19 protein-coding genes and 1 pseudogene are annotated in these 18,094 nt (G+C 71.2%); 9 read left to right on the forward strand and 11 right to left on the reverse strand.

What is annotated here, in order from left to right; all coding sequences use genetic code 11:
• A partial coding sequence (locus ETD86_RS42220; protein ID WP_211370653.1) for an O-methyltransferase occupies positions 1-337 on the forward strand: 337 nt, incomplete at its 5' end.
• A 3-nt stretch (positions 338-340) separates the two neighbouring features.
• Here the strand turns inward: ETD86_RS42220 and ETD86_RS42225 are convergent.
• Positions 341-1,750 carry a leucyl aminopeptidase gene (locus ETD86_RS42225; protein ID WP_138672251.1) on the reverse strand — a complete coding sequence of 470 codons (1,410 nt, stop codon included), beginning with the start codon at positions 1,748-1,750 and terminating at the stop codon, positions 341-343.
• Positions 1,751-1,831: 81 nt separating this feature from the next.
• On the reverse strand, positions 1,832-1,999 hold the full coding sequence (locus tag ETD86_RS42230) for a DUF3117 domain-containing protein (protein ID WP_020545024.1): 168 nt from the start codon (positions 1,997-1,999) through the stop codon (positions 1,832-1,834).
• 180 nt (positions 2,000-2,179) lie between these two features.
• Here ETD86_RS42230 and ETD86_RS42235 point away from each other — a divergent pair, with 180 nt between their 5' ends.
• From ETD86_RS42235 to ETD86_RS42245, 3 genes are read left to right on the forward strand one after another with little or no spacing between them, the layout of a single operon-like run.
• Positions 2,180-2,956 carry a PaaX family transcriptional regulator gene (locus ETD86_RS42235; protein ID WP_170223550.1) on the forward strand — a complete coding sequence of 259 codons (777 nt, stop codon included), beginning with the start codon at positions 2,180-2,182 and terminating at the stop codon, positions 2,954-2,956.
• Positions 2,953-3,729, forward strand: coding sequence for an enoyl-CoA hydratase-related protein (locus tag ETD86_RS42240; protein WP_170223549.1), 777 nt, complete (start codon positions 2,953-2,955; stop codon positions 3,727-3,729). The genes ETD86_RS42235 and ETD86_RS42240 overlap by 4 nt, the downstream gene beginning before the upstream one ends.
• A gap of 12 nt (positions 3,730-3,741) precedes the next feature.
• Positions 3,742-5,952: a polysaccharide lyase 8 family protein gene (locus tag ETD86_RS42245; RefSeq protein ID WP_138672254.1), complete on the forward strand. Its 2,211-nt coding sequence runs from the start codon at positions 3,742-3,744 to the stop codon at positions 5,950-5,952.
• On the opposite strand, the gene ETD86_RS42250 is transcribed toward ETD86_RS42245, so the two are convergent.
• From ETD86_RS42250 to ETD86_RS42275, 6 genes are all read right to left on the reverse strand, one after another.
• Positions 5,912-6,463 carry a DNA-3-methyladenine glycosylase I gene (locus tag ETD86_RS42250; RefSeq protein ID WP_138672255.1) on the reverse strand — a complete coding sequence of 184 codons (552 nt, stop codon included), beginning with the start codon at positions 6,461-6,463 and terminating at the stop codon, positions 5,912-5,914. The genes ETD86_RS42245 and ETD86_RS42250 overlap by 41 nt on opposite strands.
• Positions 6,460-7,185, reverse strand: a complete 726-nt coding sequence (locus ETD86_RS42255; RefSeq protein WP_138672256.1) for a hypothetical protein — start codon at positions 7,183-7,185, stop codon at positions 6,460-6,462. The genes ETD86_RS42250 and ETD86_RS42255 overlap by 4 nt, the downstream gene beginning before the upstream one ends.
• 81 nt (positions 7,186-7,266) lie before the next feature.
• Complete coding sequence (locus tag ETD86_RS42260; protein WP_138672257.1) at positions 7,267-7,851, reverse strand: LOG family protein; 585 nt, start codon at positions 7,849-7,851, stop codon at positions 7,267-7,269.
• An 11-nt stretch (positions 7,852-7,862) separates the two neighbouring features.
• Positions 7,863-8,660, reverse strand: coding sequence for an LOG family protein (locus ETD86_RS42265; RefSeq protein ID WP_138672258.1), 798 nt, complete (start codon positions 8,658-8,660; stop codon positions 7,863-7,865).
• A gap of 239 nt (positions 8,661-8,899) precedes the next feature.
• Positions 8,900-9,955: a succinyl-diaminopimelate desuccinylase gene (gene dapE / locus ETD86_RS42270; RefSeq protein ID WP_138672259.1), complete on the reverse strand. Its 1,056-nt coding sequence runs from the start codon at positions 9,953-9,955 to the stop codon at positions 8,900-8,902.
• Positions 9,955-10,788, reverse strand: coding sequence for a 2,3,4,5-tetrahydropyridine-2,6-dicarboxylate N-succinyltransferase (locus tag ETD86_RS42275; protein ID WP_138672260.1), 834 nt, complete (start codon positions 10,786-10,788; stop codon positions 9,955-9,957). The genes dapE and ETD86_RS42275 overlap by 1 nt, the downstream gene beginning before the upstream one ends.
• Before the next feature lie 44 nt (positions 10,789-10,832).
• Between ETD86_RS42275 and ETD86_RS42280 the strand changes: the two genes are divergently transcribed.
• A complete protein-coding gene (locus ETD86_RS42280) occupies positions 10,833-11,642 on the forward strand; it encodes a hypothetical protein (RefSeq protein WP_138672261.1) in 810 nt (269 codons plus the stop codon).
• Between the two features lie 18 nt (positions 11,643-11,660).
• Here the strand turns inward: ETD86_RS42280 and ETD86_RS42285 are convergent, their stop codons facing one another.
• From ETD86_RS42285 to fdxA, 3 genes are all read right to left on the reverse strand, one after another.
• Positions 11,661-12,323, reverse strand: coding sequence for a DUF4178 domain-containing protein (locus ETD86_RS42285; protein WP_170223551.1), 663 nt, complete (start codon positions 12,321-12,323; stop codon positions 11,661-11,663).
• A 77-nt stretch (positions 12,324-12,400) separates the two neighbouring features.
• Entirely contained in the window at positions 12,401-13,471 is a 1,071-nt protein-coding gene (gene dapC, locus ETD86_RS42290) for a succinyldiaminopimelate transaminase (protein ID WP_138672262.1), read from the reverse strand.
• 96 nt (positions 13,472-13,567) lie between these two features.
• On the reverse strand, positions 13,568-13,894 hold the full coding sequence (gene fdxA, locus ETD86_RS42295) for a ferredoxin (protein ID WP_090932270.1): 327 nt from the start codon (positions 13,892-13,894) through the stop codon (positions 13,568-13,570).
• 105 nt (positions 13,895-13,999) lie between these two features.
• Here fdxA and ETD86_RS42300 point away from each other — a divergent pair, with 105 nt between their 5' ends.
• The 4 genes and pseudogenes from ETD86_RS42300 to ETD86_RS42315 all read left to right on the forward strand — a co-directional run.
• Positions 14,000-14,230, forward strand: coding sequence for a putative acetyltransferase (locus ETD86_RS42300; RefSeq protein ID WP_138672263.1), 231 nt, complete (start codon positions 14,000-14,002; stop codon positions 14,228-14,230).
• Between the two features lie 17 nt (positions 14,231-14,247).
• The gene (locus ETD86_RS42305) at positions 14,248-15,315 is read left to right on the forward strand and encodes an ABC transporter substrate-binding protein (RefSeq protein ID WP_170223552.1); all 1,068 of its coding nucleotides are present in this window, start codon (positions 14,248-14,250) and stop codon (positions 15,313-15,315) included.
• 74 nt (positions 15,316-15,389) lie between these two features.
• Entirely contained in the window at positions 15,390-16,193 is an 804-nt protein-coding gene (locus ETD86_RS42310) for a methyltransferase domain-containing protein (protein ID WP_246149090.1), read from the forward strand.
• A 112-nt stretch (positions 16,194-16,305) separates the two neighbouring features.
• A pseudogene (locus tag ETD86_RS42315) lies at positions 16,306-18,094 on the forward strand (DNA polymerase V family protein); the annotation flags it as partial.

Consider the following 18,094-nt stretch of genomic DNA (forward strand, 5'->3'; position numbering starts at 1 on the left):
GGGGTTCTCCGGGGGGCGGGTGCGGCTCATCTCGGGGCGGGCGCTCGACGTGCTGCCGCGGCTGTCGGACGGCGGCTACGACATGGTGTTCGCGGACGGCGCGAAGCAGGAGTACGCCGACTATCTGTCCGAGGCGGTCCGGCTGCTGCGCGTGGGCGGCATCGTGGCCTTCGACAACATGTTGTGGCACAACCGGGTGGCCGATCCCGCACAGCGCGACCCGGACACGGTCACACTGCGCGAGGTGGGCAAGCTGGTGCAGTCGGACGACCGCCTGCGCTCAGTGCTCATGCCCTTGGGCGACGGCCTGCTGGCCGCCATCAAGGTCTCGGACTAGTCGTCAGGAGCGGGTGAGCCACTCCAGCAGGACGCGTACGCCGAATCCCGTGGCGCCCTTGCTGAGGGTGCCCTCGTCCACCGTGCTGCGCCCGACCCCGGCGATGTCGAGGTGGGCCCATGGCCGCCGGCCCGCGAACTCCCGCAGGAACAACGCCGCCGTGATCGACCCGGCCCCGAACCTGGACCCCGCCTCGACGTTGGCGAGGTCGGCGATCGACGACTCCAGCGCGGGCGTGTAGTCCTCGATCAGCGGCATCCGCCACAGCCGGTCGTCGGCGGCCTGCCCGGCGTCCACGAGCTGCTTGGCCAGCACGTCGTCGGAGGCGTACACGGCGCCCACGTTGCGGCCGAGCGCCACGCTGATGGCCCCGGTGAGCGTGGCGATGTCCACGACCGCGTCGGGGCCGAGGACGGCGTCGGCGTAGGCGAGCGCGTCGGCGAGCACGAGCCGCCCCTCGGCGTCGGTGTTGAGCACCTCGACCGTGCGGCCGCCGTAGTGCTTGATGACGTCGCTGGGCCGCTGGGCGGTGCCCGACGGCATGTTCTCGGCGGCGGCGATCAGCCCGGTGACCCGTACGGACGCGCCCAGCTGCGCCAGCGCGCCGAGCACGGCGATCACGACGGCCCCGCCCGCCATGTCGGTCTTCTGCGTCTTCATGTTGTCGGTGGGCTTGAGCGACAACCCGCCCGAGTCGAACGTGATCCCCTTGCCCACCAGCACCACGTGCCGGTCGACGGGCTCGTCGGGCGTGTAGGAGATCTGGATGAACCTGGGCGGGCTCACCGAGCCCCGCCCGACGGCCAGGATGCCGCCGAACCCGTCGGCCTGCAGCTGCTCCTCGTCCCACACCCGCACCGGCAGGCCGCACTCGGCGGCCCGCTCGGCGAGCCAGGCGGGGTTCTTGACGGACGACGGCATGTTGGACAGGTCGCGGGCCAGCGCCACCGCCTGGGCCACGGTCTGCGCCCGCCGTACCTCATCAGGGGCGGCCCCGGCGATCGCCAGCGACCGCACGGACTTCTTGCCCGCGTTCCCGATCTTGAACGAGTACGCCGCCAGCAGCGCCGCCTCGGTGAACGCCGCCACGTCGCCCTCCGGCGCCACCACGGTCAGCGTGTCCTTGCCCTTGACCCTGCGCGTGAGCGCGGCCCCGGCCTTGCGCAGGGCGCGCGGCGACCCGTCACCGACGCCGTAGAACAGGACCCGGCCCACCCCGCCGGCCCGGGCCACGGGCACCTCGACGATCTCCCCGGCCTCCCCCTTCGCCTCGTAATGGGCCAGCAGATCGCGCACGGGCAGGTGCAGCTCGACCACGTGAGCGGGGTCGAGGTCGGAGGCGTAGGGGACGGCCAGCAGATCGGCGTCGTCGGGAACCTCGGCGACCACCGAGGCAGTGGTCTCTATGGGCACGGAAGATCTCTCCTCGAACGTCAGCGACCCTGGCGCCGGACTACGCCAGGGTCGTGGACCAGGTTGTCTCTAAGGGAGCGCTCAGCCGACGACGTTCTTCAACGCCTCACCGAGCGCCTTTGCCTCGTCGGCGGAGATCTCCACGACGAGCCGGCCGCCACCTTCCAGGGGGACCCGCATGACAATGCCGCGCCCTTCCTTGGTGACCTCGAGCGGACCATCGCCGGTCCGCGGCTTCATCGCCGCCATGCGTGCATCCCTTCCTGCCTTGGGCTCCCGCGGCCCGCGATTTCCGACCTCCCGAGGGGGTGGTCGGCGCATTCACGTCTTCTGTGATGTCCCATTCTCCCGCATCGAGAGCGCTCATGGGTAACGATCTCCTCCCAGAATGCGTTGTCGAGGCGTGCGCGGACGTCCAAACTGGACTGCGTGCACGCTCGCGCCGCCCTCTTCGATCTCTACGGAGACCACCTGCGTTCGCGCGCTGGACAAGCATCCGTCGCCGCGCTCGTCCGGCTCATGAAACCCCTGGAAATCGCGGCTCCCGCCGTTCGCACGGCCGTGTCACGCATGGTGCGACAGGGGTGGCTGCGGCCGGTGCGGCTGCCGCAAGGCGCCGGCTACGGGCTCACGCCGAAATGCGTCAGACGGCTCGATGAGGCGGCCCTGAGAATTTACCGAGCCGGAACCCTCACCTGGCACGGCCGCTGGCATGTGATCGTTCTGGAGCCGGTCAAGGAGCGGCCGCGCCGGGAGCGGCTGCGGGCCGATCTGACGTTCCTCGGCTACGCGGCCCTGTCCGAAACCACCTGGATCGGTCCACGCTCGTCCATAGAGCTGGACAACCTGCTGGAGGGCGTGGGTGTGCGGGCCGACAGGTTCGACTCGGCGCTGGAGGGCGACCCGCGCGAGCTGGTGGCGCGGGCATGGGATCTGACGGCCATCGGCGAGGCGTACGAGCAGTGGCACGCCGAGGCTGTCACGCTGATCAGCACGCTGCCCGAGTCGGCCCCGGACGACCAGGTGTTCGCGGCCAGGAGCAGGCTTGTGCACGGATGGCGCAACTTCCTGTTCCGCGATCCCGGCCTGCCCCCCGAGCTGCTGCCCGCCGGCTGGCCGGGCGAGAAGGCCAGGGCCTACTTCGAGCAGGAGGCCGCCCGGCTGCTGCCCGCAGCCGCCGCGTTCGTCGACAGGGAGTTGATTTGATCCGCTATGACGTGGCTGACGCCGTCGCCGCCATCACCCTCGACCGCCCCGACGCGATGAACTCGCTGACCGCAGAGCTCAAGGACGCCCTGCTCGACGCGGTGCGCCGGGCCGCGGGCGACCCCGCGATCAGGGCCGTTCTGCTCACCGGCGCGGGCCGGGCCTTCTGCGCGGGCCAGGACCTGCGCGAGCACGCCGACAACCTGGAGGCGGGCCGCGGCCTGGCCGGCACCGTCCACCGGCACTACAACCCGATCGTCGAGCTGATCGCCACCATGCCCAAGCCGGTGGTGGCCGCCGTCAACGGAGTGGCCGCCGGCGCGGGCGCGTCCCTCGCGTTCGCCTGCGACCTTCGGGTCGCCTCGGACAAGGCCAAGTTCGCGCTGGCGTTCGCCGGGATCGGCCTGGCGCCGGACTCGGGCGCGTCGTGGACGCTGCAGCGCCTGGTGGGGCGGGGCCGCGCCGCCGAGCTGATGTTGCTGGGCGAGCCGCTCGACGCGCCCCGGGCGCTGGAGCTGGGACTGGTCACGCGCGTGGTGCCCGCCGACGACGTGCTGAAGACGGCCCAGGAGCTCGCCGTACGCCTCGCGCAGGGCCCGACCCTGGCGTACGCGGCGACCAAGCGGGCGCTGGCCTACGCCGCGACGCACTCGTTGCCCGACTCGCTGGCCGTGGAAGCCGAGCTCCAGGATGCATGCGCCGCCACCCAGGACCATCTGAACGCCACCCGCGCCTTCCTCGCCAAGGAACGCCCCACGTTCCACGCCGAGTGACGCGGCCACCGGATGCACGACTTCGACGCGCTCCGCGCGACCGCGCTCGACCTGCTCACCGGCGGCGACATCGACGCCTGCGACCCCGTCTACACCGGGCCGCTGTCCAGGCTGAGCGAGACCGCCGGCGCCCTGCTGGCCGCGATGTCGCCGGACCTGACCTGGCCTGACCTCCCGCTGGACGGCAGTCCGGGCAACGTGACCGGCAGCCACGCCCGCCTGCGGCGGATCGCGACGGCGTGGGCCACGCCGGGCACCGCGCAACACGGCGACGACGCCGTCGCGGCACGCGTGGTGGCGGCGCTCGACCTGCTCCACGAGGGCCACTACAACGAGCGGCTGCCGGAGACGGGCAACTGGTGGTTCTGGGAGATCGGCACGCCCGCGGAGCTGAGCCGGACGTGCGTGCTGCTCGGGGACCGGCTCGACGCCGGCCGGCTGGGGGCGTACCTCGGAGCCGTCGACCGGTGGTGCCCGGACGCGAGCTGCCGCGCCGGCAACCCCGCGGCGTGCGAGGCCGGGGCGAACCGGGCGGACAAGGCGTTCATCGTCGCGTTGTGCGGCGTGGCCGGGCGCAGCGCCGCCAAGCTGGCGGAGGCCCGCGACGGGCTGTCGGACGTGCGGGGCGGCGTGTTCCGCTACGTCGAGTCCGGCGACGGTTTCTACCGCGACGGCTCGTTCATCCAGCACGAGGACGTGGCCTACACGGGCTCGTACGGGTTGTCCCTGCTCATCGCGGTCGCCGGCACGCTGGCGCTGCTCGACGGGTCGCCCTGGGAGGTGACCGATCCCGGGCGGGCGGTGGTGCTCGACGCGGTCGAGCGGTCCTTCGCCCCTTTCGTGCACGACGGGCTGCTGATGGACACCGTGCGGGGGCGGGCGGTCACGCGGCAGACGTTCTCCGACCGCGTGGCCGGGCACGCCGTGATCGGGGCCGTGCTGCTGCTCGCGCGGTGCGCGCCGGAGCCGTACCGCAGCCGGTTCAAGCAGCTGGCCAAGGGGTGGATCGAACGTGGCGGCAGCCGCTCCTACCTGGAGCGGGCGGACGTGCCGGAGACGCGGCGGGCGGTCGCGGTGCTGGACGACAAGACGATCGAGGCCGCGGCGAGGCCGGTGGGGCACTTCGTGTTCCCGTCGATGGATCGGGTGGTGCACCGGCGGCCCGGCTGGTCGTTCGCGATCAGCCTGTCGTCGCGGCGGATCGCCGCCTACGAGGCGATCAACGGGGAGAACCCGCACGGCTGGTACACCGGCGACGGCATGACCTACCTCTACACGGGCGATCTGGGCCAGTTCGGCGAGGACTTCTGGCCGACGGTGAACCCGTACCGGCTGCCGGGCACCACGGTGGACACCCGCGAGCGCGAGGACCTGTCGTTCCGCGCCGACCGCCCGGACAACACCTGGGCCGGCGGCGCGGTGCTCGACGGCCGCTACGGCGCCGCCGCCATGGAACTGGCCGGCGGGGCGGGCCCGCGGGCGCGCAAGTCCTGGTTCTGCCTGGACACGGCCGTGGTGGCGCTGGGCAGCGGCATCAGCGGCTCCGGCGGCCACACCGTGGAGACCGTGGTGGAGAACCGGGCCACGGACGCGGAGCCGTATCTGGGGGACGGCTGGGCGCACCTGGCGGGCGTCGGCGGCTACGTGATGGAGGGCGCGCGAGCCCTGGTGGAGACGCGGACGGCCCGATGGCGCGAGATCAACACGGGCGAGGACACGCGCGGCGCGTCCCAGCCCGTCACCCGGCGCTACGTGACCTTCTGGTTCGACCACGGCGTCGACCCCGTGGACGCCTCCTACGCCTACGTGCTGCTGCCCAACGCCTCGCGCGAGCGTACGCGGGCCTTTCGCGGGTCGCGTCCCATCCGGGTGGTGGCCAACACGCCGCTGGTGCAGGCCGTACGGATGCGCGGGCTGCTGGCGGCCACGTTCTGGGCGGCCGGCGAGGTCGACGGTGTCCGCGTGGACGCGCCCTGTGCCGTGCTCGTCCGGCGGGCCACCGGACGGATCGTCGTGGCCGTGGCCGATCCGAGCCGGACGGCGGACGCCGTGACCGTGACGCTCGACCGCCCGGCGCGCGGCGTCGTCCGGGCCGACGACACCGTTTTGGTGCGGCCGGGAGCACATCCCGCCGTCACCGTCGCGCTCGGCGGCTCGCTCGGACGCACCCACACGGCCGAGCTCAGCGTGTACGCGCCACGCAGTCCTCGAGATGGTCGTTGACCAGGCCGATGGCCTGCATCAGCGCGTAGGCCGTGGTCGGGCCGACGAACCTGAAGCCGTGCTTCTTCAGCTCCTTGGCCAGCGCCTTGGAGCCCGGGGTGGTGGCGGGCACGTCGGCCATCGTCTTCGGCACGGGGGCGCCGGGCTCGGCGAAGCGCCACACCAGCTCCGACAGGCCGTCGGGGAGGTCGAGCGCGGCCCTGGCGTTGTGGATCGCCGCTTCGATCTTGGCGCGGTTGCGGACGATGCCCGCGTCGCCGAGCAGGCGTTCCACGTCCTGCTCGGTGTAGGCGGCCACCTTGGGGATGGCGAAGCCGTCGAAGGCGGCGCGGAAGTTCTCCCTTTTGCGCAGGATCGTCAGCCACGACAGGCCCGACTGGAACGCCTCCAGCACCACCCGTTCGAAGACCGCGTCATCGCCCTCCAGCGGGCGGCCCCACTCCTCGTCGTGGTAGGTCAGGTACATCGGGTCCGACATGCCCGCCCAGGTGCAGCGGATGGACTCGGTCACTTACCTTCGTCCCCGTCCTTGCCCAGTGAGGCGCGCACGGGCTGCTCGCCGGCCGGCTCGCCCTCTTCCGTCTTGGCGGACTCGTCCCCCGGCTTCGGCTCGTCGACGGCCTCGTCCGGCTTGTCGTCGCCGTCGCCGGGCCACTTGGCCGTCACGTCCCCAGCGGACGGCTCCTCGGCGGACGGCTCCTCGGCAGGCGGCTCCCCGGCGGACTGGGCCGCGCCGTTGCCCGCGGGCAGCCGCCACTCCGGGTCCTCCGGCGGGTGCGTCAACCTCGCGCCCCCGTCCCAGGACACTGTCGTCCCGCTCACCGACACGGGATCGCCCGACTCCGGCAGCTCCCTTGCGACGGCCGGCGCCTCGGGCGAGTGGTCGGTACGCATGCCGCCGCCCGGCGCCGCGTACACCTCCTGGCGCGCGTGCAGCCGGCTCGACAGCAGCTCGGAGACCCGCTGCTCCAGCACCGCGATCCTGGTGTCGCGCGCGCTGATCGCGTTGGCGGCGCGGCGCAGGGTCTCGTCGACGCTTGCCGTGTGGTAGCCGACGAGGTTGACCGGCAGTTGGAGCGCCATGAAGTCGACCGCCGTGAGCTGCCCCGGCTCGGGCAGGTCGAGGGGCGGCACGTCCGGCGGGAACTCGGTCAGCTCCCCGCCCTTGCCGAGGGAGACCAGGACCACGCAGGCCAGGATGGCGATGGCGGCGATGGCGAGTATGACCAGCACATTGGCATCGTACTCATACCATCGGGGCATGAGGTCCGCACTTGCCTCAGCCGGTGCCTCTCCGGGCAGCGAGCGCGCTGGTCAGCCGGAGGACTCGCCCAGCTCGGCGACGCTGGGCCGGACCGGGCGGGGGCGGGCTTCCAGGCGGGCGAGCGCCTCCTCGACCATGGTGGTCCAGGAGATCGCGTCGAAGACGGCGGCCCGGGTGAAGCCTTCGTCGTACATGTTGCCGATCAGCTGCCTGAGCGGCTCGTACAGGCCCCAGGGGTCGAGGACGACCAGGGGACGGTCGTGGATGCCGAGGGTGCGCGCGGTCCAGATCTCGAACAGCTCCTCCAGCGTGCCGATCCCGCCGGGCAGCACGAGGAACGCGTCGGACCGGGCGTCCATGAGGCCCTTGCGCTCGCGCATGCCCGTGGTGACGATCAGCTCGTCCGACTCCTCGTCGGCGATCTCGATGTCCACGAGGACCTGAGGGATCACGCCGATCGTGCGCCCGCCGGCCGCGCGGGCGGCCGCGGTGACGGCGCCCATGCAGGAGACGGTGGCGCCGCCGCTCACGAGGGTGTGCCCGCGCTTGGCGAGTTCGGTGCCCACCTGCCCGGCCAGGTCGATGTACTTGTGGTCGATGTGGAGGCTGGAGGCGCAGAAGACGCAGATGTTCACGGTGCGGAAGCTTATTGGGGCTCCGCGGTCTGGGCGGCGGCGGCCTCCAGTTCTTCCCCACGCTGCTGGGAGCGTGCCAGGTCGGCCTCCACGATGATGCGCACGGCCTCGTCGGGGTCGTCGGTGACCCTGATCAGGTCGAGGTCGTGGTCGGCGATCTTGCCGGTGCCGAGCAGCGTGCCCTTGATCCACTCCAGCAGCCCGCCCCAGAACTCGGAGCCCATCAGCACCACGGGGAAGGACGTGACCTTGCCGGTCTGCACCAGCGTCAGCGCCTCGAACAGCTCGTCCAGCGTGCCGAAGCCGCCGGGCAGGGCGATGAAGCCGCACGAGTACTTCACGAACATCGTCTTGCGCACGAAGAAGTAGCGGAACTCGATACCGAGGTCCACGTAGTCGTTCATGCGCTGCTCGAAGGGGAGCTCGATGCCGAGCCCGACCGAGATCGCGCCCTCCACGTCCTTCGCGCCCAGGTTGGCCGACTCCATGACCCCGGGCCCGCCGCCCGTGATCACGGCGTAGCCGGCCTCGGCCAGCGTACGTCCGAGCGCCCGGCCCATCTCGTAGTCGGGCGAGTCGGGGCCGGTGCGTGCCGAGCCGAAGACCGTGACCGCCGGCGGCAGCTCGGCGAGCTGCCCGAAGCCCTCCACGAACTCCGCCTGGATGCGCAGCACCCGCCACGGGTCCATGTGCACCCAGTCGGAGGGGCCCTGGCGGGCGAGCAGGCGCTCGTCGTGGGTGGAGCTGGGGACGAGGTCGCCACGGACGACGGCCTGGCCCTGGCGGCGTTCTCGACGTATTTGTTCCATGTGGATCACGCTAGTCCCTCTCGCATGCGGCCGCTTCCGGGGCCGCGTACCTACCCGTACGGCGGCCTAGACTGCCCCTTGTGGGCGAAACCCCAGGTAAGCGGGGTAGAACAGGCGCAGAAAAAATCTTGAAAAAACCAGGGAACCGGATTTCGGCTCGGCCACGTCTAATCGTCGAGGGTGCTGCTCGGGACTGAAAGTGGTCTTCCCCGCCAAATGGCCGGCGAGGAGGGCCACTTTCATTTTCCGAGCCAGTCCAGCATCGCGCGCTCGCCCTCCACGATCTTCGACAGTGACACGTACTCGCCCTGTTGGTGCGCGAGATTCGGATCGCCGGGGCCGTAGTTCACGGCCGGCACGCCCAGCGCGGAGAAGCGCGCGACGTCCGTCCATCCCAGCTTGGCCCGTGGCGTCCCCCCGACGGCCGCGGTGAACGCCGCCGCCACCGGATGCGTCAGCCCCGGCCTGGCCCCGGGCGCCGCGTCCACGAAGCTCACCCCGAACCCGTCGAACACCTCCCGTACGTGCTCCTGCGCCTGCTCGATCGACAGGTCGGGCGCGAACCGGTAGTTGACCGTCACCACGCACAGGTCGGGGATGACGTTGCCGGCCACGCCGCCCCGCACGCCGACCGCGTTCAGCCCTTCGTGGTATTCGAGCCCGTCCACCACCGGCCGGCGCGGCTCGTACGCGTTCAGCCTGGCCAGCACCGGCTCGATCCCGTGAATGGCGTTGACCCCGAACCACGACCTGGCGCTGTGCGAGCGCTTGCCCGTCACCGTGATGTCGGCACGCAGCGTGCCCTGGCAGCCGCCCTCGATCACGCCGCCGGTCGGCTCCATCAGCACCGCGAAGTCGGCCGCGAGCCAGCCAGGGTGCTCCCTGGCCACGCGGGTCAGGCCGTTGCGCTCGGCCTCGACCTCCTCGCAGTCGTAGAAGACGTACGTCACGTCCTTGTTCGGCGCGGGCACGGTGGCCGCCAGCTTGAGCGCGACCGCCACGCCGGCCTTCATGTCGGAGGTGCCGCACCCGTACAGCAGGTCACCCTCCACGCGGCTGGGCAGGTTGGCGGCCACGGGAACGGTGTCGAGGTGCCCGGCGATCAGCACGCGCTCGGCGCGCCCCAGCTGGGTGCGGGCCACGACGGTCTCGCCCGACCGGTCCACCTTCAGGTGCGGCAGCGCGGACAGGGCCCGTTCGACGGCGTCGGCCAGCGCCCGCTCGTCGCCGCTCACGGACTCGATGTCCACGATGGCGGCGGTGAGCGCGCGTACGTCCTGCGTCAGGTCCAGCATCAGGTGTTCACTCCGTGTTCTCGCAGCACCTCGTTGAGCGCCGCCTTGTCGTGCCGCTGCCCCGGCTTCAGCCGCTTGATCACCAGCACGCACGGCAGCCCGAACGTGCCTCCGGGGTATTCCTTCTGCCTGGTGCCCCCGACCGCCACACACCAGTCGGGGATCCGGCCGCGGGCCAGCTCCTCGCCCGTCTCGACGTCGATCACGGGGATCGTGCCCGACAGGATCGTCCCGGCTCCGACGACCGCGCCCTGGCCCACCTGGGCGCCCTCGACGATCATCGCCCGGCTGCCGATGAGCGCGTCGTCCTCGATGACGACCGGTACGGCGTTGGGCGGCTCCAGGACGCCGCCGATGCCGACGCCGCCGGACAGGTGCACGTTCTGCCCGATCTGGGCGCAGGAGCCGACCGTCGCCCACGTGTCGACCATCGTCCCGGCGTCCACGTACGCGCCGATGTTGGTGAACGACGGCATCAGCACGACCCCGGGCGCCAGGTAGGCGCCCCAGCGGGCGATCGCGCCCGGCACCACCCGCACCCCGTCGAACGAGCTCTTGAGCGGGATCCTGTCGTGGTGGTGGAAGTCGCCCACCTGGGACCGCGCCATGCCCAGCACCTTGAAGGCGAGCAGGATCGCCCGTTTGGCACGCTCGTCCACCACCACCTCGCCGTCCACCAGCCTGGCCGCCCTGGCCTCGCCCCGGTCGAGCAGGTCCACGGCGCCCACGACGAGGTGGCGCGCGTCGACGTCGGCCGGCGACAGCTCGGCGCGGCGCTGCCACAGGTCGTCGATGGCCGGGGATATCGGTGAGGAGGTGCTCACGTCGCTCATGGCCACGGAGCTTATCCAGGCCGGGTAGGTTTTTCAGGGTGCGCATGCGCTTCTCCCGTGGAGTCATCACCATCGCGATCATCGTGATCGTGCTCGCCGTGGGCATTTCCGTGGGCGTCTACCACCTGCTGAAGAAGGCGACGCCGTTGGCGGTGCAAGATCCCTACTGCGTCGTGCGCACTCCCGACGGCGTCCGTGAGCTCCTCCCGGAGCAGGCGCGGATCTCCGCCACGATCGCCGCCGTGGCGGCGCGCAGGAAGTTGCCGGAGCGGGCCGTGGTCATCGCGTACGCGACCGCGATCCAGGAGTCGAAACTCTTCAACCTCGACCACGGCGACCGTGACTCGGTGGGCGTGTTCCAGCAGCGCGAGTCGCAAGGCTGGGGCACCAAGAAGCAGATCATGGATCCCGTCTACGCCACGAACAAGTTCTTCGCCGCCCTGGTGAAGGTCAAGAACTACCGGAAGATCCCGCTGGCCGAGGCGGCCCAGGCGGTGCAGCGCTCGGCGGGCGGCTACGCGTACGCGCCGCACGAGGGCGAGGCCAAGATCCTCGCCGCCGCCTTCACGGGGCGGGTGCCGCAGGCCGTGCACTGCTGGTACCCGGCGAGCAAGACTCCGGCGCCGCGGCCCAAGACGACCGACGCCCGTAAGCAGCTCGCCCGGGCGCTCGGCAGCACCGCGATCACCACCAAGAAGCGTGGCTGGCTGATCGCCGCCTGGTCGGTGGCGCACGCCGAGAAGTACGCGTTGAGCCAGGTGCGTTACAGCGGTGCCACGTGGTCCAACGACGTCGAGGTGGAGGGCTGGAAGGCCGGCGGCACGTCCGGCACCACCCAGGTCGAGCTCTCCTAGCCGCCGCGGAGTGGCGTGTCAGGAGGCGCGGCGGACGATGGAGATGGAGCCCGGCGGCAGGGGCTGGGCGTAGCTGGCCGTCCAGGAGCCGCCCTGGATCCGCTCGAAGGACAGCAGCCGCCCATCCGAGGCACGGTAGTCGGCGAAGTCGAGCAACCCCCGGTCAGGATGACCGGTGTCCCCCTCGCTACGGAACGCCGCCGTCCCCCGCTCGATCGGGAAGAACTCCACACCCTCCATGATCAGCATGCTCTTGGCCGGAACCATGCCCTGCGTCGGCACGTCGTTCCAGAGCTGTACCTCCAGGTGCGGCGGATCCCCGGCACGGACCTCGACCGAGAGCCACTGAAGGCGCCGGGAGCCGTCCCGCAGCACGTATTCGGTCCACTGCTGCCCCTGCCACGACATGTGCATGGCGCCCAGCACACGTGCAGGCGACCCGTGCACCTCGATCCGGTCCCCCACCCGGATCGTGCGCGGGTCGGTGTAGTCGGTGCCGGCATGCCCCGGCACGCTGATCGGGGCCGGCATGGGGGTCTCGATGGGAGCGACCTCGACCGCCGGCGGTGGCGTGCCCGGACGGCCCTTCCTGTCTTGCCGCAAGGTGGCCCAGAAGGCTCCCAGCAGCAGGAGGACCAGGGCGATGCTCAGCCCGAGTACGACCATGGAGGTCACGCTCATCGATCAGCTCGCTCCACTCGCGGTCTGCCTCGGCGTAAGCCCTTATCGATTTATTGGCTTGCTTTTGACGGGCGATCCTACTGGAGGCGGCGCACGGCCGCACTGATGCGTTCGTCAGTGGCGGTGACGGCGATGCGGATGTGCCGCCCACCTGCCGCTCCGTAGAACTCTCCGGGCGCGACCAAAATGCCGATTTCGGAAAGCTTGCTTACCTGGTCCCAGGCGTTCTGCCCGTTCGATGCCCAGAAGTACAGCCCTGCCGTCGAATGGTCGATCTGCCAGCCCGCCTGCTCCAGCGCGGGTCGCAGCAGGGCGCGGCGGGCGGCGTACAGCTCCCGCTGAGCGTCGGCGTGCGCGTCGTCCGCGAGCGCGGCCGTCACCGCCGCCTGTACGGGGGCCGGCATCATCATGCCCGCGTGTTTGCGGGTCTCCAGCAGCCGCTTGACCAGGACGGGGTCGCCCGTCACGAACCCGGCGCGATAGCCCGCCAGGTTGGAGCGCTTGGAGAGCGAGTGAACCGCGAGCAGCCCCTCGTGGGAGCCGCCGCAGACGTCGGGGTGGAGGATCGAGATCGGCTCCTCTTCCCAGCCGAGCTCGATGTAGCACTCGTCGGAGGCGACGATCGTGCCGCGCTCACGCGCCCAGGAGACGACCTTGCGCAGGTGCTCGGTGGGCAGCACCCGGCCGGTGGGGTTGCCGGGCGAGTTGACCCAGAGCAGGTCCACGCGCTCGGGGCCGAGCGCGAGCGTGCTGTCGGAGGCCGTGGCCACCGCCCCGGCCAGCCGGGCGCCCACGTCGTAGGTGGGGTAGGCCAGCTCGGGGAAGACCACGCGCCCGGCGCCGAGGTAGGTGGGCAGCCAGGCGACGAACTCCTTGGAGCCGATCAGCGGGAGCACGTCCTGCTGGTCGACGGTGACGCCGTGCCTGCGCCGCAACCAGCCGGCCGCGGCCTCGCGCAGCGCCTTCGTGCCGTGGGTGAAGGGGTAGCCGGGGCTGTCGGCGGCCTCGACGAGGGCGTTCCTGACGACCTCGGGCACGGAGTCGACGGGCGTGCCGACCGAGAGGTCGACGATGCCGTCGGGATGTGCGAGCGCGCGCTCCTTGTACGGCTCCAGCCGGTCCCAGGGGAAGTCGGGCAGGTTGTTCACGGTTCTCCAGGGTGTTGCTTGTCGCCGTACGAAAAAGCGCACGCCAAGAGGGCGCATCCGGTCCGGATGCCCCCTCGCGAGGCGTGTCAGAACCGGCTAGTGGTCCTCACCCTGCGGCGGCAGGGCGGCAACCACCGGGTGGTCCTTGTCGATCTTCCCGACCTTCGAGGCGCCGCCGGGCGAGCCGAGGTCCTCGAAGAAGTCCACGTTCGCCTTGTAGTAGTCCTTCCACTGCTCGGGAAGGTCGTCCTCGTAGAAAATGGCCTCGACGGGGCATACAGGCTCACACGCGCCGCAGTCCACGCACTCGTCGGGGTGGATGTAAAGCATGCGCTCGCCCTCGTAGATGCAATCGACGGGGCATTCCTCGATGCACGCCTTATCCAGGACGTCCACGCAAGGCTGCGCGATGACGTAGGTCACCTCGAGCTCCTTCTTCTCCGCACCATGGCATGACTCTGACCGCGGTTTGCTACGCCCTAGTATTGCCGTGCTTGCCAGCTGGCCGAAACGGAGGGTGGCAAACTCGTGGCCGCACGCCTTGTCATCGCGATCACAACACAGAACATAGGCCAACGGATCACCACGCGCAGGCGCGTACCTGGAGGGTATCGCGACGCGGTGGGGATCCTCGAGTCCTGGGAGGCTGGCGTGCTGAAAGTTCGTAAAAAGGACGGCACGCTGGTGGAGATCTTTGAGGAGACGCTGGTGGCGGCCAAGGTCGTTCCGGCCGCGCCTCCTCGACCCGAGCGGATGTAACGGTAAGTATTCGATGTGTGATCGTACGTATCTGCGCCGCCGCAGCAGCCATCCTCGCCAGCGCCGGATGCGGCGCGTCGTCCACCGAGTCGGCCAAGCCGGCTGAGAACCTGCCGCCCGTCAACGTGCAGGCGGGCTCGCTGAAGAGCGGCTTCGCCACCATGGAGCGACTCGCCGAGGCCGCCAAGCGGGAGGGCGAGCTCAACGTGATCGCGCTGCCCCGCGACTGGGTCAACTACGGCGAGGTCATCGACACCTTCGCCGACAAGTACGGGCTCAAGGTCAACGAGCTCGAGCCCAGCGCGAGCAGCCGCCGCGAGATCGACGCGGCCGCGCAGCTCAAGCCCGACGTGTTCGACCTGACCCTGGACGTCGCGGTCCGGGAATCCGCCAGGTTCGCGCCTTACAAGGTCCAGGGCTGGCAGGACCTGCCCGACGACGTGAAGGATCCGTCCGGCGCCTGGTACGCCGCCTACGGCGGCTACATGTCCATCGGGTACGACCCACGCGCGGTCAAGCCCCCCACCTCCTTCGCCGACCTGCTCAAGCCCGGCTACCGGGTGGCGCTCGACGGGGACCCGCTGCGCTCGGCGTCGGCGTTCGACGGCGTGATGGCGGCGTCCATGCGGTCCGGCGTGCCGCGACCCGAGCAGGGCGTGCAACTGTTCGCCAAGCTCAAGCAGGCCGGGCAGCTCACCGACCTGGCCAAGGCCAACACGATCATCGCCTGGGACCACCTGAACGCCGCCCGTGGCGCGGGCCACTCCGACGCGTGGCAGGTGACGATCCCGCGGGACGCCGCGCTCGGCGGCTACCACGTGCAGGCCATCAACAAGCAGGCCCCGCACCCGGCGGCCGCTCGGCTGTGGCAGGAGTTCCTCTTCTCGGACGAGGGCCAGAACCTGCTCCAGAAGGGCTGGGCCCGGCCGGCCCGCGGCGAGGCCATGGCCATGAAGGGCACGCTCGACGCCGAGCAGGCGGCCAAACTGCCCAAGGCGCCGGGGCGGCCCGTGCTCATGACGATTCCGCAGGCAGACGCGGCGAAGGCGTACCTGAAGAAGGAATGGACGAAGAGTGTGGGATGAGTCCGAAGTGACTTGATATGTCGTAGGGACGATCAGGCTCTAAAGTGAACAGACAGCACGGCCACGGGGGCCCGATGTCTGACGAATGTGAGCTGATCGTCTTGCGATACGACACACCGAGCTTGGAGCGGTGGAACAGTCGCGCCTACGACAGCAGCTTCGGCTACGTCTCCACGCAGGGCGCGCCACTGGTCGACCTGCTGGATCCGCGGCCCGGCGAGCGCGTGCTCGACCTGGGCTGCGGCACGGGGGTGCTCACCGCGCAGATCGCCTTCAGGGGCGCTGAAGTCCTCGGCATCGACGGCTCGTCAGCGATGATCGAGAAGGCCCTGGCGCAGTATCCGGGCATCAATTTCATCGTCGGGGACGGGCACGACTTCAGCGTGGTGAACCCGTACGACGCGGTCTTCTCCAACGCGGCGCTGCACTGGATGAGCCGGGATCCCGTCACCGTGATCGCCAACGTCCGCGAGGCGCTCACGCCCGGCGGGCGCTTCGTCGCCGAGATGGGCGGGGCGGGCAACTGCGCCGAGCTGACCGCCGCGATGCTGACCGCCTGGCGCGAGTACGGCCTGCAGGAACCCGACCTGCCGTGGTACTTTCCCACGCCTGCCGACTACGCCCGCCGGCTCGAGCAGGAGGGGTTCGTCGTCAGGTTGCTCGAATACTTCGACCGGCCGACCCCTCTTGACGAATGTCCGGGCGGGGCGGCCGACTGGGTACGCACGTTCGCCGCCTCGGCGCTCAAGGGGCTCCCCCCGGACATCGTGGAGCCCCTGCTTCGTCGGGTCAATGAGCTGGCAGCGCCCGCGCTTCGCAGGGAAACTGGCTGGATGGCCGATTACGTGCGATTGCGCTTTGCCGCTGTTCGGCGCTGATGCGTAGTGCATGATGCGTAGGGCTGTTTTGCCGGACTATGGTCTGTTCCGTGGGCGGCGAGATTATGGCTGCACCGCTGCAGCGGCGTGAGGGGCTGGTGAACGGAACGGGATGAACTTCTGCCTGAGCGACCTCGTACCACCGTTGAGGTGGAGCGACGCGTCGACGATCACGCTACTCACCGGGCAGCCGGACCTGCCGGATGCGTGGTGGCGCAGTCTGCCCATGCCGCACGTCCTCGCCGCCATCGGCCCGGAGTCCCTGGGCGAGCTGCTGACGGAGATCGCCCTCGAGCAGTGGCCGGCGGCGGCCGTCGGTGACGTGCTGCCGGCGCTGCACGTGCTCGACCCGGACGAGGCCGACGAGCCCGCCGTGGCGATCGCGCTCGACCGGGCCGGGTCATGGGCCGGGCTGCTGGGGCTGACCAGCCGGGAGCTCGTCGACCAGCCCTTCATCCAGGCGCGCCCGGTGCTCAACACGCTGTTCTCCGCGGCGTTCACCCGCCTGGCGACCCCGCAGGCCGCGCCGGCCCTGGCGCCGGCCGCAGCGGCCGCTGTGGCGGCGGGCTCAGCGGTCCCCGCGCCTCGGGTCGAGCCGCACGGGCTGCCCGGGTCCGCCCCCGAACCGGCGACCACGGACGGCCCTTCGCGCGGCGCGGACAAGCCTGAGTCCGTCGCCGACGCCTCCTCGGCCGCGATCGCGGCCGAGGAGGCGTCGGCGGCGCCCCAGGACACGGACGACGCGGAGGCCGCCGAGCGGCCTGCCGGGGCCGAGCAGCCCCCGCCCCACGACGCCGTGGCCTTCCACGAGGGCTCGTCCGGCCTGCCGGACGACGCACCGGTCCAAGGCGAGGCCGCCTCGGTGGACGAAGGCGAGCTCGCACCCGCCTCGGCGGGCGAGGACGACCCCGAGGGTGCGTCGGAGGACGCGCCCGCGGGCACCGCAGCCCACGAGGACGTGGCCGAGGAAGGCGGGCCGGAAGGCGCCCAGCCGGTGCTGGACGCGGACGCGGAGCCGGTCGCCCAGGAGGGCGACGGGCCGGAGCGCGTGCCGGACGCCGCCGAGGAGCCCGCCTCCGAGCCGGCGGCCGAAGAGGCGGCCGCGCTGGCGGAGGGCGCGCACCTCGAAGACGCCGGCGCCCCGGAGGAGAGCGCCGAAGCCGAGCCGGCGGAAGCCGAGGCCGCTGACGCCGCTGACGCCGAAGCCGCGGGCACGCCGGACACCGACGCCGCGGACGCCGAGCACGCGGACGCCGAGCACGCGGACGCCGAGCACGCGGACGCCGAGCACGCGGACGTTGAGGACTCGGACGTTGAGGACTCGGACGTTGAGGACTCGGACGTTGAGGACTCGGACAGCGAGGACGCGGACAGCGAGGACGCGGACGCCGAGGACGCGGACAGCGAGGAGGAGGACGCCGCTCACGAGCAGGAGCTCCCTCGGCTCATCGAGGCCGCGTTCTCCGGCCTGGACGACAAGAGCTGGGCGGTGGCACAGAACCGGGTGTTCACGGACGAACCGTCGGCCGTGGACCAGCTGGCCAAGCTGTTCGCCGTCCCCCCGGCCGAGATCTCGGCCACGGAGGACGAGTTCCGCGACCGTCTGAACCGCTGGCTGACCAGCGAGGAGGCGGCCCCGTACCGAGCTCATCTGGACGAGCTGCGCAAAACGCTGGGCCCCGCGGCACCCAAGGAACAGCTGATCGGCGCGGCCGACTGGCACCGGCTGGAGATCCGCGCGCTGGAGGTGCCCGCCTGGCAGTTCGTGCTGGCGACCCTTCCGGGCCAGGCCCAGCCCTCGGCCCAGTCCCAGATCGACCTGCCGCCGCAGCCGATGCCGCCCCCGCCGATGGACCTGCCGGCGCACTCGGCGTTCGGCCCCGTGCCGATGCCGCCCCCGC

The sequence above is a fragment of the Nonomuraea turkmeniaca genome, assembly GCF_005889735.1.
Classification (GTDB): domain Bacteria; phylum Actinomycetota; class Actinomycetes; order Streptosporangiales; family Streptosporangiaceae; genus Nonomuraea; species Nonomuraea turkmeniaca.

Coding starts and splice junctions, on each gene's coding strand:
- ETD86_RS42230 (WP_020545024.1), bottom strand. CDS start 1,999: ATGGCGGCGATGAAGCCGCGGACCGGCGATGGTCCGCTCGAGGTCACC.
- ETD86_RS42245 (WP_138672254.1), top strand. CDS start 3,742: ATGCACGACTTCGACGCGCTCCGCGCGACCGCGCTCGACCTGCTCACC.
- ETD86_RS42265 (WP_138672258.1), bottom strand. CDS start 8,660: ATGGAACAAATACGTCGAGAACGCCGCCAGGGCCAGGCCGTCGTCCGT.
- dapE (WP_138672259.1), bottom strand. CDS start 9,955: ATGCTGGACCTGACGCAGGACGTACGCGCGCTCACCGCCGCCATCGTG.
- ETD86_RS42275 (WP_138672260.1), bottom strand. CDS start 10,788: ATGAGCGACGTGAGCACCTCCTCACCGATATCCCCGGCCATCGACGAC.
- ETD86_RS42280 (WP_138672261.1), top strand. CDS start 10,833: ATGCGCTTCTCCCGTGGAGTCATCACCATCGCGATCATCGTGATCGTG.
- ETD86_RS42285 (WP_170223551.1), bottom strand. CDS start 12,323: ATGAGCGTGACCTCCATGGTCGTACTCGGGCTGAGCATCGCCCTGGTC.
- ETD86_RS42310 (WP_246149090.1), top strand. CDS start 15,390: ATGTCTGACGAATGTGAGCTGATCGTCTTGCGATACGACACACCGAGC.